Here is a 16381-nt window from a genome sequence, read left to right on the forward strand (position 1 = left end):
CAACAACTATGTAGCGCCCGCAAGCGTCGCACCTAAGGGACCCTCGCCTTCTTTTTGAAGGATGAGCCCTCCATGAGTACCGGTACCCCCCTGCCCAATGCAGCCGACAAGGCCGCGCTGATAACGTTGGCCACCCAAATAATCCCGGCATGCCCCAGCCTGAATGACAGCGCCCATCAAACCGCCTGCGACATCCTGCAAAAGCACGGTGTAAAAGGCCTGGACCCGGATGACGTCTACTACCATCGGTTCAAGAGCGCCCAGAGCAGCACCAAGACCTTCACCGGTTGGGAACACCTACTGGAAAAACCCTACGAATCGACAACCCTGACGCAGTTGGTGATTCATCGCTTTCGTGCCACCGATTTCGACAACGCCGACTTGCTCGACCTGTATGGGGGTTTTTACACCACGGGTCCGGTGTATGGCGACTTTAATGAAACCAACGAAGTGCGTCTGCATGGCAACGAAGTGCTGAAGGACTTCTGGAACATTCGATTCGACAGCCTCTACAACGGTCAACTGGACGACTTCTGGCACAGCCATGCCGACGACTTCCGAACCCTGGCCAAATGCAATTTTCTCAGCAAAGCGGTTCAGGCCGCCGACCTCAAACAGCTGACAAAAGAAGACCTAGAGACCTGCATCAGTACTGTCGCCTCCAACGTGACGTGGCCTATCACCCGCAAGATGCTGCAAACCGAAGTGTCTGCAGGCGACCCCCCCCAGGTATACGCCCTGGATGTAGACGGCCATGTGGCGTTCAACTTGCTACGCATCGTCGATCCGAAGGGCCGCCAGATTCTTTACACGCCCGGCGACACCCCTGCGTTCCAAGTCCTGGAAACCCCGGCGGACATGCACTGGTGGGTTCTGGGCAAAATGAACAACGAACAGAGCCGCGACGCCTTCCTCTGTCACTTCCCGCTGTCTGATCGCCTGGCCATGCAGGAGAACATCACTGACCTGATGAACCGTCTCGTCGGCACGTGGGGCAAGTCCGACCACCATCTGATCAACCGCAAAAACCAGGCGATCAATCTCGATGCTTTCTCCTGGTTGATGGAGCGTACGCGCTGGTCCATGTACGACGAGGCTCGGCAACTGCTGACCACCCAGAAGGACCTGCAAAAAAAACTGTGGATAGGCTACCTGAGCGCCGGCTTGAAAGTGTTCGGCCCAATGGCCGCGATCGGCTGGGAAGTGGCTTTGCCGGTCCTGGGCGCCAGCATCGCGCTCACCGGTATGAATATCGATCAGGCCGTCAATGGCCGTACCCGCGCAGAGCGCAAGGCTGGCGTGACGGCGGCGGTGATCAATGGTATCGCCATGCTGTTCAACGTGCTGGCCCTGGCCGGGCCGGGCCCCATCACGGAGGTGGGTGCGGAGGTCGATGCCGCAGAGGCCGCCGAAATGGCCGAGTACAAAAAGGAACTACAGCCTGAGCCCGTCGATGAGCCCGCAGTGACACCGACGGGTGGAGAAACGACGGTACCGCCCACTGCCGGGGAGCCACCGGCCGCCACCTCCCAGATACCGACATCCTGGAAACGCCTGCAAGGCCTGGAAGAGGCAACCCCAATGACCGAAGGAGGACGCTACCGCAATATCTACACCGTCAAAGCCAACCCTTCGACCGTCATCAAGTTCAAGGATGCCGTCTATTACGTACGCTACGAGGCCGATATCAATGGCGAAGGGAGCTGGGCAATTATCGATCCACAGAACCCTAACGCTTTTTACGGCACACGCCCGGTACAACTCAATGCCGCCGGTGAATGGGAGCTCGCTTTGCGTCCATCCGACGCCATCAGGGGAGGTGCTCCGGTCGACACGGTCGCTGCAGGCGAAACACGGCTGGGTACAAGCACGGTCGAAGAAACCATGCCGAGTTCCTATGGCTCGCCCAACGCCAGTAACCCACCCTCCAGCCTCGGCACCGCTTATGACCTCAACGACCTGGACCCGTACCAGATTGAGCTGGCAATGGGCGGCAGGCCGGACCACTTCAAGCGTATCCCCAAGCCTGGAGGCGGCTTCACTGACTTCTACACCTCAGATTATTTTATCAATCCGGCGCGCACCAAAATCCTCACCGCAGCGCGTCAATTTTTCTCCCGGCCCTTTTTCATTCACAGCCTGCCTGAGCGCCCGGCCTTGCCCTCGCTCACGCCAGAAATGTCCTCCACCGAGCTGATTGAAGCCGTGTTCAAAACCGCCCCCGGTCTGGTCGTCGCTGAAAGCCCGAATCGCATCGCCAGCTTGTACGTTCTGATCAAAGACATGCCTGCCCTGGCGCGCCAAGGGATCAAGACGCTCTACCTGAACCGCCTGTTCAACGACCTGCATCAACTGGACCTCGATACGTTCGCCAACACCGGGGTGCTGTCTGACGACCTGAAAGTCTATCTTGAGCAAATGGATGCCTTGTTGCCGGTACGCTTTAACACCCAGGCACTGCTCACCGCCGCCAGGGCATACGGCATACGTGCGCAGGCCACGGGCTGCCTGGCCAATTACCGATCCTTCGCGGTGGCGATGGATGAACAAATGGCCAAGAACTTCCTGACCAGCGAAATCATTCGCCTGGACCAGCTCAAGAACGGCGTCGGCAAATGGGTAGCGTTGACCGGGGCGCAAAACACCAACACGTTCAGGGGCGTGGCCGGTATCAGTGAAATAAACGGTGGCACCAGCCTGCGCATCGTTGAGGAACTCAATGCCGCCAGCCCCAAGGTTGAAGTGCGTCTTGGCCCAAAGGTAGTGAATCGGCCCAAAGTAAACCCGAGCCTGAATGCTCTGGACACAGACCTCTCTCTGAAAATACCCATGACCGAACTGGAGATGCCACGCACCTATGTGTTCACTGAGCGGCAGGTCGAGGATGCGCTCAAGCTTCCTGGCGATTACCTGCTGGAACAGACCCAATCGACATTGACCCTGATCCACCGTAATCGGCTCAAGGCGCTGGTGCGCAGTACTATCCAGGGCACCATCAGCCAGGGTTACTTTATTGATGCGGCCCAGTTCCCTCGGCTTAACGGTAACGTTTACAACTCCTTGCCGGAACTGCTCCAGGCCCTCAACAACCAGGGTATGCGGTTCAGGGGGTTGCCACTGATCAAGACGCCGGTTCCGACGGCCGAGGTAAACATTAATAACGTGCCCGCTTACGACGACATCCCGCCACCCGCAGGCTTTGTTCCCGCAGTGAATTTACCCGTGATGCCGGCAGCGACCAGCGCCCCGCAGGTTCCTCCTGCGTGGGAAGCCAATGAGATCCTGGAGGGCGAAGCACCGGTCAGCGAACCTGGGAAATACCAAGGGATCTATCGACTCACGTCCGACCCTGGCGAGGCGATTCTGTACGATGGCAAACCCTATTACGTACGCTATGAAACCTATCGAGGGGGGACCAGCGGCTGGGCCATCATCAACCCCCACGCCCCCAACGCCACTGCGGATTCGATTGCGGTTCGGCTGAACGCACAAGGGCAGTGGGAAACATTTGCTCGCTAGCCACGGATCCCCCCCCTGAAACAACAAAGCCCCGGCATCTGCCGGGGCTTTGTTTATTTACGATTCGAGGCGCGGGCCAGGAATCACTCCCACTCAATCGTCGCCGGCGGCTTGCTCGACACGTCATAAGTCACGCGGGAAATACCTTCGATCTCGTTGATAATCCGGCCGCTGACCGTCTCCAGCAGTTCGTAAGGCAGGTGTGCCCAACGCGCTGTCATGAAGTCGATCGTCTCTACAGCACGCAACGCAACAACCCATGCGTAACGACGACCATCGCCTACAACGCCAACCGATTTCACCGGCTGGAATACCACGAACGCCTGGCTGACCTTGTGGTACCAGTCGGCCTTGCGCAGTTCTTCGATGAAGATGTGGTCGGCGCGACGCAGCAGGTCGGCGTATTCCTTCTTCACTTCACCCAGGATACGCACGCCCAGGCCCGGGCCTGGGAATGGGTGGCGGTAGACCATGTCGTACGGCAGGCCCAGTTCCAGGCCCAGACGGCGGACTTCGTCCTTGAACAGTTCGCGCAGCGGTTCTACCAGCTTGAGGTTCATTTCCTCAGGCAGGCCACCCACGTTGTGGTGGGACTTGATCACGTGGGCCTTGCCGCTCTTGGCGCCGGCCGACTCGATCACGTCGGGGTAGATGGTGCCCTGGGCGAGGTACTTGATGTTGTCCAGTTTGTTGGACTCGGCATCGAACACGTCGATGAAGGTGCGACCAATGATCTTGCGCTTCTTCTCCGGGTCGGACTCTCCGGCCAGGTTGTTGAGGAACTGGTCCTCAGCGTTGGCGCGGATCACCTTGACGCCCATGTTCTCGGCGAACATGGCCATCACTTGCTCACCTTCGTGCAGGCGCAGCAGGCCGTTGTCGACGAATACGCAGGTCAGCTGGTCGCCGATGGCCTTGTGCAGCAAGGCGGCCACAACCGAGGAGTCAACGCCGCCGGACAGGCCAAGCAATACGTTGTCAGTGCCGACCTGGGCGCGCACTTGGGCGATGGCATCTTCAGCAATTTTCGACGGGGTCCACAGGGCTTCACACTCGCAGATGTCGAGGATGAAACGCGACAAGATGCGCCCGCCTTGCTTGGTGTGGGTCACTTCCGGGTGAAACTGCACGCCGTAGTAGCGACGCTCGTCGCTGAACATGCCGGCAATCGGGCAGCTCGGGGTGCTGGCCAGGATGTGGAAGTCTTCCGGCATTTTGGTGACCTTGTCACCGTGGCTCATCCAGACGTCGAGGCCGAACAGGCCGTCGGCATCGATGTGGTCTTCGATGCCGTCCAGCAGGCGGCTCTTGCCAACCACGTCCACACGGGCATAACCGAATTCACGCAGTTCGGAACCTTCAACCTTGCCACCCAGTTGCTCGGCCATGGTCTGCATGCCGTAGCAGATGCCGAATACCGGCACACCCAGGTCGAATACCGCTTGCGGGCAGCGCGGGCTGTTGGCTTCGTGAACGGACTCGGGGCCACCGGCGAGAATGACGCCTTTGGGTGCGAATTCGCGAATCGCTTCATCGTCCATGTCGAACGGATGCAGTTCGCAGTACACGCCGATTTCACGCACGCGGCGGGCGATCAGTTGGGTGTACTGGGAACCGAAGTCGAGGATCAGGATGCGGTGGGCGTGAATGTCGAGGGCCATGAAGTCAGTCTCGTCTAATGAATCAGAAACAACTCGGGGCTGAAAGAACAGCCCCGGTTACTTAACGTTTTGCTGGAAGCCTCAACCTACACGGTAGTTTGGCGCTTCCTTGGTGATCTGCACGTCGTGGACATGGGATTCAGCCATGCCGGCGCCGGTGATCCGTACGAACTCTGGCTTGGTGCGCATTTCTTCGATGTTGGCACTGCCGGTGTAGCCCATCGAGGAACGCAGGCCGCCCATCAGTTGGTGGATGATCGCGCTCAGGGTGCCTTTGTACGGCACACGGCCTTCGATGCCTTCCGGTACGAGCTTCTCGGCGCCTGCCGAAGAGTCCTGGAAGTAACGGTCGGAAGAGCCTTGCGCCTGGGACATGGCGCCCAGCGAACCCATGCCACGGTAAGCCTTGTACGAACGACCCTGGAACAGTTCGATCTCGCCCGGCGCTTCTTCGGTACCGGCGAACATCGAGCCCATCATCACGCAGGAAGCACCGGCTACGATGGCCTTGGACAGGTCACCGGAGAAACGGATGCCACCGTCGGCGATCAAGGGTACGCCAGTGCCTTCAAGGGCAGCGGCGACGTTGGCGATGGCGCTGATCTGCGGCACGCCCACACCGGCGACGATACGCGTGGTGCAGATGGAGCCTGGGCCGATACCGACCTTGACTGCGTCGGCGCCAGCTTCGGCCAGGGCCTTGGCGGCAGCGCCGGTAGCGATGTTGCCGCCGATCACCTGCACTTCAGGGAAGTTCTGCTTGACCCAACGCACGCGGTCGATCACGCCTTTGGAGTGGCCGTGGGCGGTGTCGACCACTACCACGTCAACACCGGCAGCGACCAGCGCCGAGACGCGATCACCGGTGTCTTTACCGGTACCGACCGCAGCGCCAACGCGCAGACGACCTTGGTCATCCTTGCTGGCCAGCGGGTAAGCCTTGGCTTTTTCGATGTCGTTGACGGTCATCATGCCTTTGAGGGCGAATTTGTCGTCGACGATCAGCACGCGCTCGATGCGGTGCTTGTGCAGCAGTTCGCGCACATCGTTCTTGTCGGCGCCTTCCTTGACGGTGACCAGACGCTCTTTAGGCGTCATCACTTCGCGGACGGTGACTTCAAGGCGGTTCTCGAAACGCACGTCACGGGACGTGACGATGCCGACCAGGTCGCCATCGTGCAGCACCGGGACGCCGGAGATGTTGTGCATGCGAGTGAGTTCGAACAGGTCACGCACGGTAGCGTCGGCTTCGATGGTGATCGGATCTTTCACCACACCGGCTTCGTAACGCTTGACCTTGCGCACTTCGGCAGCTTGCTGCTCGATGGTCATGTTCTTGTGGATGATGCCGATGCCGCCTTCCTGAGCCATGGCAATGGCCAGACGGGCTTCGGTGACGGTGTCCATGGCAGCGGAAACCAGGGGAATATTCAGCTCGATGCCACGGGTTAGGCGGGTCTTGAGACTGACTTCGTTAGGAAGCACCTCGGAATAACCGGGCACTAGGAGAATGTCGTCGAATGTCAGAGCTTCTTGGCTGATACGCAGCATCGCGGGGGCTCCCGAGCGGGAAAATGGAAGCGCGCCATTATATACATGCACCCTGCCGGGCTCAATGTAAAACTCTGACAAACTTGGTAATACTGATAGATGGGTAATTTCATCGCCCCGATCATTCCCATGCTCCGCGTGGGAATGCCTCTGGTGACGCTCCGCGTCGCCTTGGGGCAGGATTCAAAATCTCAGACAACAACGGGACGCGGAGCGTCCCATGCGGCGGTGCCCACGCGGGAGCGTGGGAACGGTCGTGTTCGGCAAAAAGTTACAGTTCGACTTTGACCCAGCTCATTTTTTGATCGAGCCAATCGGCAAACTCGTCGATAAAGCTCTGTTTGAAGCCCGCCTCCGCCCAGTTGTTGAAAATGAATCCCAGGTTGGAAAACCCGCATTCCTGCAGGAACAGAAAGCCATTGATGTCGTCTTCATGCCCACATAGCGGGCAGGTGAAGTTATCGGTGTGGCCAGGCATCCAGTCTTCCAGGCTTTCAAACAGCGCCTCGCCGACTTCCTTGAGGCACTCCGGGCAGCCAGCTTCTTCGAGGAACCCCTTGGCCGGCGTGTAGATGCAACGCTTGTAGATGATCTCCAGGCCATTGACCGGCTCGTTGAACGGCAGCGCTTCGGGGTGCAGCACCACGGCGCGGGCACCATCGGCCAGGGCGTAGCCCATGCGGTTGCCGGTACGCCCACAGGTGGTGAGCTCTTCCTTGATGATGTTCTTGCGCACCAGCCAGCGCACAATCGCCCGGGCGCGGGGTTCGTGGACCGGCAAGGTGGAGATTTTCGGGACAAGGATGCTTTGGGAGTTCATGGGAGTCCTGCGGTGTGGCTATTGGCGCCATCGCGGGCAAGCCCGGCTCACACAGGTGATCGCATTCCAATGTGGGAGCCGGGCTTGCCCGCGATGACGCCCGGGAGGACGGCAGCTTAATCCCTGAAAAAATCAGGTCAAGTACTCAAATACCGTCCGACCAACGCAATACCACTGGCCAATACCAGCCAGGTCACCAACCGCACGAACGCCTCACGGGACAGCCGCATCGTCAGCCTGCGCCCACACCACAACCCCAGAACCATCGCCGGCAACAGGCAAACCGCCAACATCAATAACGGCAAATCTGCATACACCCCGGCAATCAGGAACAGACTCAAACGCACCACCGTGCTGCAACTGATCAGCGCGCTTTGCGTAGCCCGCGCCGCGTCCTTGGGCAAACGGCTGTTCAGGTAAATCGCATATAAAAAGCCGCCACTGCCGAATAGCGCACCAAACAGCCCCCCAACAGTGCCCATGGGAACCGACCAGCCCGCCGCCAGCTGAGTCGGTCGTGCTTTCACCGCCAGGCTGTAAATCGCGTAGGCACTGATAAACAGCCCCATCAATAGCAGCAACAGGTCCGAATGCAGGTTGAGCAAAAACACTACGCCCAGGGTGCAGCCGATAGCCATGCAGGGTAGCAACCGCAACAGTTCCGGCTTGTTCACATCGCGCCGCGTTTGCAGCAGGCCGCCAAACGCCGCGACAAAGTCCAGAAGCACCAGCAACGGGATGATCTTCGACAGCGGCATGAATAAAATCAGGATGGGCCCCGCCACCAGCGCCGTGCCGAAACCGGCAATGCCGAACACGATATAAGCCACTGTCACGCCCAGGCCGATCACCAGCCAATCAATACAGCCGAACGACCACTGGCTCATCAGCTCAACCGGGCTCATGACTTATTCCTTCTATTGAGATGCCGTTCACTTTAGCCATCTGCAAGGGTTGCGACTAATATCTTCCAGGCTCACTACTCATCTCAAAAAGGCATGACTCTTGATCTCCACCCGGCAACTGCGTTATTTCGTCGAAATCGCCGACAGCGGTAGCTTCAGTGCTGCCGCCGAGCGCCTGTTCGTGGCGCAATCAGCCTTGAGCCGGCAGATCAAGGAGCTTGAATCTCAACTGCAAACCCCACTGTTCGAACGCACTGCACGCCAGCCAAGGCTGACGGCCGCCGGCGAAGCCTTCTACCCACGGGCGCGCAACCTGCTGAGTGAGCTGCTCAAGGCCAGCAACCTGGCGACACAAGTGGGCCAGGGCCAACTCGGCACCTTGCGCCTGAGCCATTCGAGCACCGTGCCGATGAGCGGCGCGTTACTCCAAGGCATCAGCACGTGGCTGGAGCGCTGCCCGGGTGTGTCGATGGATATCGTCAAACTCTCCTCCGAAGCCCAACTGGAGGAAATCGCCGAGGGCCGCCTGGACGTCGGCCTGCTGCGGTTGCCGGTGTTGCGCCAGCGCGAAGGCGTGCGCGTGGTGCCTTGGTACACCGAGCCGTTGGCGCTGGCAGTGCCTGCGGGTCATCCCTTGGCACGCGGCAACGCAGCGGTCGAGTTAATGCAACTCAAGGACGAGGCGTTTATCTCGATCCCCCACCCTCAGCGCGGCGGGCTGAGTTATCTGTCGGCTGAATTGTGCATGCGTGCAGGTTTTTTCCCCAAGGCGGCGCGGGTGATGTCGCGCAAGACCACGCAGTTGCAATTGATCCAGGCCGGTTTCGGTATTGCCTTGCTACCAAAATCCATGCAGGACATCGCCCCGCCCAACGTGCAATTTTTGCCCTTGGCCGACCCTGACTGCGACAGCACCGTAGCCCTGGCCTGTGCGCAAGCGCCAAACGCGCTGGTGGAGCAATTCTGTCAAACCCTGCACGAATGCCTATAAACTGCCGCCCATGATTAAAGATCCTTTTGCCCGTTTGGGCCTGGACCGCGAAGTCCTGACTGTCAGCCAGCTCAACGGCCGTGCGCGGGTGTTGCTGGAAGACGTGTTCACCAATATCTGGGTGGAAGGCGAGATCTCCAACCTCGCTCGCCCAGCCTCCGGCCATGTGTATTTCACGCTCAAGGACAGTGGCGCCCAGGTGCGTTGTGCGCTGTTTCGCAACAACGCTGCACGCGTACGCCAGGCGTTGAGGGACGGGCTGGCGGTGAAGGTGCGCGGCAAGGTCTCGTTGTTCGAGGGCCGCGGCGATTACCAACTGATCCTCGATACCGTGGAGCCGGCCGGTGATGGTGCGCTACGCCTGGCCTTCGACGCACTGAAGGAAAAGCTGAGCGCCGAAGGCCTGTTCAGTGCCGAACGCAAAGTGGCGCTGCCGGCGCATCCTCGGCGCATCGGCATTATCAGCTCGCCCACCGGCGCGGTGATTCGCGACATCATCAGCGTGTTCCGCCGCCGCGCGCCGAATGTTGAACTGACCCTGATCCCTACCGCCGTGCAAGGCCGCGAAGCAATCCCGCAGATCGTGCGGGCGCTGAAACTCGCCGACGGCCGGGGTTTCGACGCGTTGATCCTGGCCCGTGGCGGTGGCTCCCTGGAAGACTTGTGGTGCTTCAACGAAGAGGCGGTGGCCCGCGCAATCGATGCCTGCGTTACCCCTATCGTCAGTGCCGTTGGTCATGAAACCGATGTGTCCATCAGCGACTTCGTGGCGGACGTCCGCGCCCCTACTCCCTCTGCCGCCGCCGAATTGCTGGCTCCCGACGCCAGCCATCTGGTGCGTCAAGTGGAAAACCTGCAGCGCCGCCTGGTGATGCTGATGCGCAACCGCCTGAGCCACAGCCGCCTGCGCCTGGAAGGCATGGCCCGGCGCCTGCGTCATCCGGGCGAGCGCTTGCGCCAGCAGGCCCAGCGTCTGGATGACCTGGACATGCGCTTGCGCCGTGCCTTTGAGCGCAGCCTCAATACCCGTCGCGAGCGCTTGATCCGCCTGGAAACCCGCCTCGCCGGCCAGCACCCCGGCCGTCAACTGGCACTCTTGCGCCAGCGCCTGGACAGCCTCGCCGAACGCCTGCCCCGCGCCATGCGTGAAGGTCTCAAGGCTCGGCGTCTGCAACTGCAGAGCCAAGTGCAGACATTGCAGGTGGTCAGCCCGCTGGCGACCCTGGGCCGCGGCTACAGCATCCTGTTGGACGAGCGCGGCCAGGCGATTCGCAATGCCGCACAAACCCACACCGGCCAGCGCCTCACCGCGCGCCTGGGTGAAGGCCAATTGCAAGTGCGGGTGGAAGACAACCACCTGACACCCGTCACCCTTTCATTATTGGATTGATCGATGCCACGCCTACTGAGCCTGTTGATGCTGTTGTGCCTCACATTTCACGCCCACGCCGACAGTTACATCATGCGAACCCTGAACAAACCGGTGCCAGGCGGCGTGGCCGTCGTCGAACTAGGCCCTTCGGCCACGGCGCCGAAAGCCACCTACCAGGGCAAGCCGGTGCTGGTGGTCAAGGAGCAGGACAACTGGCTGGCGATTGTCGGTATCCCGTTAACGGTCAAGCCTGGCAACGAGCGCATCAGCAGCGGTGGGCGCAACCTGCCGTTTATCGTCGGTTACAAGAAGTATCCGGAACAGCGCATCACTTTGAAGAACAAGAGCCAGGTCAACCCTGACCCGGCCCAGCTCAAGCGCATCGAAGACGAACTGGCAGTGCAGCTCAAGGCTTACCGCAGCTTCAGCCCGAACCTGCCTAGCAACCTGGTGCTGGATAAACCGGTGAACGGGCCGCTTTCGAGCAAATTCGGGGTGCGCCGCTTTTTCAACGGTGAAGAACGCAACCCGCATTCGGGCCTGGATTTCGCCGTACCGGCCGGCACACCGATCAAGACACCCGCCAATGGCAAGGTGATTCTGGTCGGCAATTACTTCTTCAACGGCAATACCGTGTTTGTCGACCATGGCCAGGGCTTTATCAGCATGTTCTGCCATATGTCGAAGATCGATGTGAAGGTGGGTCAGCCACTGGTGCGCGGTGCGGTAGTCGGCAAAGTCGGCTCGACAGGCCGGGCCACCGGGCCGCATATGCACTGGAACGTCAGCCTGAACGATGCACGGGTAGATCCGGCGATTTTTATCGGCGCGTTTCAACCCTGAATACCGTGGCCGTGAGGGGCGTCAGTGATTTCCTGCGCTGGTGCCTGATCTGCCGGAGGATCGCTGCAATGCATTGTGATCTTCTTACACTTTTGCGATGAACCATCCGACACCCGAGACTCACTCAACCAGCGATTTACACGGACGTAATGAGCAGGACCTGAGCATTGGAAATCCAATTCCCATGAGACTCTTTCCATGTCACTTACCCCAGCACTGTCAGAGCGACATTCGCAAAACCTCCTGACCTCATCTCACGCCTCACCCGGTACTCCCCCGACCAGCCCGCCTACGCCACCCGCAACTCTGCAACAACCTGCATCAGCCCCCTTGCCCGCCGCCGCCAATTACGCCCCCGATGACCCGCCTACTCCCGCCTCGTCAGGTATAACCCCGGCGAAAATGCGATACCCGCAGTTGGTGAAGCATTTCAAACCCAGCAATGAAACACAGTTCACCGCTGAACACGCGATGCTGACTGAAGACAAGCAACGCCTGCATAGCCAGCAACCCGGCTTCAAGGCCTTTGTACAGTCTCAACTTGAGGAAGCGTTCCCCGCGATCAGGCCGCTGAATCCCGACATGCTCAGTTTCAATCGCTACAGAGTGGGCGATGGACGCGAATCACTGGCCTCTTCAGAGCCCTTGATGGCTGCGCTGGCCAGGATGATCCGCGACATCCAGGCCAACCCGAATGCGTTGATGCGCCCGGAGCGAGGCATAAGAACTGAATTCACGCATCGACGAACCATTGCCGACCTGGCGGTACCGGCCTTTACCGAAGGCACGCTGCAATCCATTGCTCGCAACATTGCCACGCAATACCCGCAGGCGCTTGAAGAATACTGGACCACACCGCGGCCGGTGGAAAATCAGCCGACTCTCCAGATGTCGCCGCAAGAGCAACTGTTGTTCCTGCACAAAAAACAGCTGTCAATCCTCGCCTCACTGCGCCTGAGCGATGGCACCCTGAGCGCGACCGGCAAAAACCTGATCGACTCCGGGTTGCGCTACCCCACCCTGCAAGACCGAGAAAAACGCTTCACCGACGGTGATCGCTTTGGGGTGTACCCCATCACTGTGGATGACCAAACGGAACATGGCGCGATGCTGCCAGGGGCCTTTCTCATCACCCGAAAAGACGGCTCCTATGCTACGCCGCCCACCTGGCCGAATGGGCGCGCACTTGCGCTCAACGATGACAATGGCCCCGTCGTGATGTACACGCCCAGTGAAGGTTTCGAGGAATTCGCAACCCCGGCCCAGGCGCGCCAGGCTTTGGCCCGCCGCCTGGACCAGGGCGGTGTCGAGGCCAAGTTGCTCCTGCAAGGCCTGCCCCCGGCTCTGCAAAACAGGCCCGACCCTATTACCGGAAAAGATCTGATGTCCAGTGTCGAGCCGTCGGCCGGGGATGTGTTGGCGCAATCCATCCCCTGGATACTCAAACGCCAGCGGGCAGACATTAATGCCCACCTGAGCACAGCATTGGCGCCAGGCAAAACCGTCAACCCTCTTCTCGACAGTGCCACATTGGAAGGTATCGATAATGCGGCCGACTGGTCGTACCTCACCGATGGCACCAACGCCATGCTGGCCCGGGACGCCAAGCTGACCGACAAACTCCAACCCGAATGGTTGAAGAATCTAAGCCCCTTTCAAGAAGCCTTGTTTTTGCACTTGGACAAAGCGCAGGAGCGGAGCCTGGATGCGCTGACGCCCCTGCTTGAAAAAATCCCGGCGCTGGACACCTTCGCCCGTGACCGCCTGAATGCAGCCATCAAACAGCGATACCCGGCAGCAGAAATCGATGCGGATCAACTCATGGTGCAGGTCCACACCCGCACCGCCATCCACGGCGGGAGAGGGACTGGCCAACCCCTCTATTCGAAACAAGACGCGGTGTCCCTGACCGACTTGGCGCTGAAGAATCCCAGTGGCTTCCCTGCCGTCGAAAGAGGTGTATACACCGATGAGAAAATGACCTTGCCTCTGCGCGACAAGCACGGCAAGCCCGTACGGGACCTGAGCGGCAAGCCGGTTACCCTGGATACCGACGATCTCAAGGCATTGGTCAATACCACCGATGTCGGGGGCGAATACACCAAACTGCTCAAACAGGAAATGGCCCCTGATGCCCAATCGGGGAGTGCTGTGCACTTGCGCACAGCGTGGAAAGCTCATCTGGCAGACGCGATGGATAAAGGGGCGTTTCTGGCAGAACTCAGCCCCGACGCCTATACGGAACTGGCCAGCGACAACATCCATAAACGCGCGGCGCAGTGGGCGGATGCGGTACTGACTCACCCCGACCCGGCCACCCGCCCTCAAGTCGATGGGAAAACCATCGTCGCCAACAGCCTGCTCCACAGGGGGCTAGCGGTGCAGGGCGTGATGGTGATCGGCAACCAGACAGATCCATCGCTGGTGCTGTACACCCCCAAGGCTCCCGACGGCATTACTTATCGCGAAGTCGCGGACCACAAGGCCCTCGACACCCTCCTGGAGAAAAAAGAGTGGGCAACCTATATCGCGCAAAGAAAATCACCCGTCAGTAAAGATGAGGTCGATCAGTTCAAGGGAGCGCTTAAAGAAGCTGCGTACAGCCCAACGAAATTGATGTCCCCCGAACTGGCGGTCTCGTCGATCAAGCTGCTGGGAGGCGCCACTCGCCTTGAGCCCATAAAAGGTGACTTCCAAGACCATCTGTACAAGCAACACGTACAGATGGCAATCGACCGAGCGGATCACCAGTCCGTAAGCAGTGCGGAGGTCGCACGGCAATCGCTCAAGAACAAAATCGAGTTCGGCATTGAAGTGGCATTGATCTTTACCGACCTGATACCGGTGGCTGGCAAAGGCGTGTCTGCGGGTTTTCGTCTGGGCAAAGCCGGCATCAGCGCACTGCGCGCCAACAGCAGAGTGTTGCCGCACCTGATCAAAAGGCCCGGCCTGGGACGGGCCATCTACAGTGATTTCACCTTGTCTGCGGCGGGTATCTCCAATGTTCGCGCGGCCCCCCTACGCCCGGTATTCAAGTCGTCGACGGCGACAGGCGCGATTACCTCGCGCCCTGGGCCAAGAGCACTGCCTGCGCCCGTCAGCCCAGTGCCGGCGCGACCCTTCGCCAGCACCGGCAACACTATTGCTGGCTCACGCACGCCCAACGACGCCGTCATTCCTGAGCGCGACTTGAGTGCGTACGCCAGGCCTGGCGATATGATCAACGGCAGGACGCTCAGGAGTGACGGTACCTATAACGTTGGCGACGAGTGGTTCATCCGATTTACCGACAGTACCCGCGTGAGCAGGGTTTATCAGATCGATTCAGCCTTTCACGCTCGCAGTGGCTGGGTCAATATCATCGACCCGAACGTCCCATCAACTGCGCCCAAAAGCAGCAGAATCGTCGCCTCTGTACAACATGCGGGCAACGGTGAATGGCGCCTGAATCAACTGCCCGGTGGAGCCCCCACGCCGACACCGGGAGCTTCGACGACAGGCGCCGAGGCCCCTGCCCGACCAGCGTTACCAGACGCCGAGTATTTCAGCCTCAACAGAGGGCGGCTGGTCAAAGCCGACTTCACCGATAAAACCTTGCCACTGGCCAGGTATTGGTTCAGGCGGGATTTGTATAACTTCTACAAGAACATGCTCACTCAAGGCCAGATGCCGCCGCGCCCGCCCCGGCTGGAACTCGCACCCGGCACCTCACCGGCCGACCTGTTGCGTAAGGCCTACGAAATCACTGACGTGGTGGTACTGGGGGAGTCCCATAGCGAAATTGCCAGTTTCCAGATGCTCAAAGAGAATATGCAGGCCCTCAAAGAGTCGGGGGTTACCACGCTTTATCTTGAGAATGTCGAAACCAATACCGCGGGCCAGCTCATGGATGTGGGCATGGGGGCCCATCGTCCTCAAGGCGCGTCTCCCACGCTCTCGGAACTGGTTCAACTTGCCAATGACAATGGAATCACCGTCAAACCCCTGGAACACCACTACTTAACCCGCCGATCGGATATGCCCGATTTCTACAGGTACGTTGGGGACAACGACAACGGCATTACTCGCCTGCAAGAATTCAACTACTTCGCGACCCGCATTTTGCAAACACGCAAGCCGGGCGAAAAAGTACTCGCCTTGGTAGGTCGGGCCCATATGAACACGGCCCGAAACGTTCCAGGCCTGGCGGAACTCAATGGAGGGGTGGGCATAGGCGTGTACCCGGACAAAACATTCAACAAGAGTGTTGCCATCAGCGGTCCATCAATCCCGAGGGATCCCGGGGCCGACGTCACGAATAGCCTTACGGTAGGGGATTACCAGATCTTCCATAAAGTCATCTGAGCAATCACCGTCGCGTTGTTTGCGCGATGGTGAGCCTCTCACTGTCACATGCAGGGGCACCGGAAAACCTCACCACCAAAATTGCGCCTCCACCTACAGCAGCGCAACAATGTGAAGAACATAAGACATTGTTAGCAATAAATATCCATAAAGTTTGTTTTACGCAGAAAATCTATCAATTTTTCCTGACCACCTTGCCATCTCACTTGGCCACGGTTAGGGTTGGGCTTATGAAAACCTCTCACACCCTCATTCAGCTCCGCCAGCACCGCAGCCTGTGCCTTGTCAGCGCACGACTGCCAGGCTGAATCGATCTGCCTCGCCCTCAGTTTTATCCCCAATAACAGTTCCACGGCAGGCCGCCTTTTCTCGGCC

At 59.4% G+C, this 16381-nt stretch carries 10 protein-coding genes; 5 read left to right on the plus strand and 5 right to left on the minus strand.

Annotated elements, in window-relative coordinates; genetic code table 11:
• The first annotated feature begins 72 nt into the window (after window positions 1-72).
• Window positions 73-3519: a membrane-targeted effector domain-containing toxin gene (locus AC07S6_RS12215; RefSeq protein WP_495112385.1), complete on the plus strand. Its 3447-nt coding sequence runs from the start codon at window positions 73-75 to the stop codon at window positions 3517-3519.
• An 83-nt stretch (window positions 3520-3602) separates the two neighbouring features.
• Here AC07S6_RS12215 and guaA read toward each other — a convergent pair whose 3' ends face one another.
• The 4 genes from guaA to AC07S6_RS12235 form a co-directional block, all read right to left on the minus strand.
• The gene (guaA, locus tag AC07S6_RS12220) at window positions 3603-5180 is read right to left on the minus strand and encodes a glutamine-hydrolyzing GMP synthase (protein ID WP_014719806.1); all 1578 of its coding nucleotides are present in this window, start codon (window positions 5178-5180) and stop codon (window positions 3603-3605) included.
• An 81-nt stretch (window positions 5181-5261) separates the two neighbouring features.
• Window positions 5262-6731, minus strand: coding sequence for an IMP dehydrogenase (gene guaB, locus AC07S6_RS12225; RefSeq protein ID WP_034128014.1), 1470 nt, complete (start codon window positions 6729-6731; stop codon window positions 5262-5264).
• A gap of 271 nt (window positions 6732-7002) precedes the next feature.
• Complete coding sequence (locus AC07S6_RS12230) at window positions 7003-7551, minus strand: hypothetical protein (RefSeq protein WP_005791157.1); 549 nt, start codon at window positions 7549-7551, stop codon at window positions 7003-7005.
• Window positions 7552-7688: 137 nt separating this feature from the next.
• The gene (locus AC07S6_RS12235; RefSeq protein ID WP_495112386.1) at window positions 7689-8456 is read right to left on the minus strand and encodes a sulfite exporter TauE/SafE family protein; all 768 of its coding nucleotides are present in this window, start codon (window positions 8454-8456) and stop codon (window positions 7689-7691) included.
• Window positions 8457-8556: 100 nt separating this feature from the next.
• On the opposite strand from AC07S6_RS12235, the gene AC07S6_RS12240 reads away from it, so the two are divergent.
• The 4 genes from AC07S6_RS12240 to AC07S6_RS12255 all read left to right on the plus strand — a co-directional run bounded on the left by AC07S6_RS12240 (window position 8557) and on the right by AC07S6_RS12255 (window position 16006).
• Window positions 8557-9447 carry a LysR family transcriptional regulator gene (locus tag AC07S6_RS12240; RefSeq protein WP_495112387.1) on the plus strand — a complete coding sequence of 297 codons (891 nt, stop codon included), beginning with the start codon at window positions 8557-8559 and terminating at the stop codon, window positions 9445-9447.
• A gap of 10 nt (window positions 9448-9457) precedes the next feature.
• On the plus strand, window positions 9458-10837 hold the full coding sequence (xseA, locus tag AC07S6_RS12245; protein WP_495112388.1) for an exodeoxyribonuclease VII large subunit: 1380 nt from the start codon (window positions 9458-9460) through the stop codon (window positions 10835-10837).
• Window positions 10838-10840: 3 nt separating this feature from the next.
• Window positions 10841-11662, plus strand: a complete 822-nt coding sequence (locus tag AC07S6_RS12250; protein WP_495112389.1) for a peptidoglycan DD-metalloendopeptidase family protein — start codon at window positions 10841-10843, stop codon at window positions 11660-11662.
• Between the two features lie 402 nt (window positions 11663-12064).
• On the plus strand, window positions 12065-16006 hold the full coding sequence (locus AC07S6_RS12255; protein ID WP_495112390.1) for a dermonecrotic toxin domain-containing protein: 3942 nt from the start codon (window positions 12065-12067) through the stop codon (window positions 16004-16006).
• A gap of 131 nt (window positions 16007-16137) precedes the next feature.
• On the opposite strand, the gene AC07S6_RS12260 is transcribed toward AC07S6_RS12255, so the two are convergent.
• Window positions 16138-16359, minus strand: a complete 222-nt coding sequence (locus tag AC07S6_RS12260) for a hypothetical protein (RefSeq protein ID WP_495112391.1) — start codon at window positions 16357-16359, stop codon at window positions 16138-16140.
• Window positions 16360-16381 lie beyond the last annotated feature (22 nt).

This window comes from Pseudomonas sp. GW821-FHT07B01, from assembly GCF_059419065.1.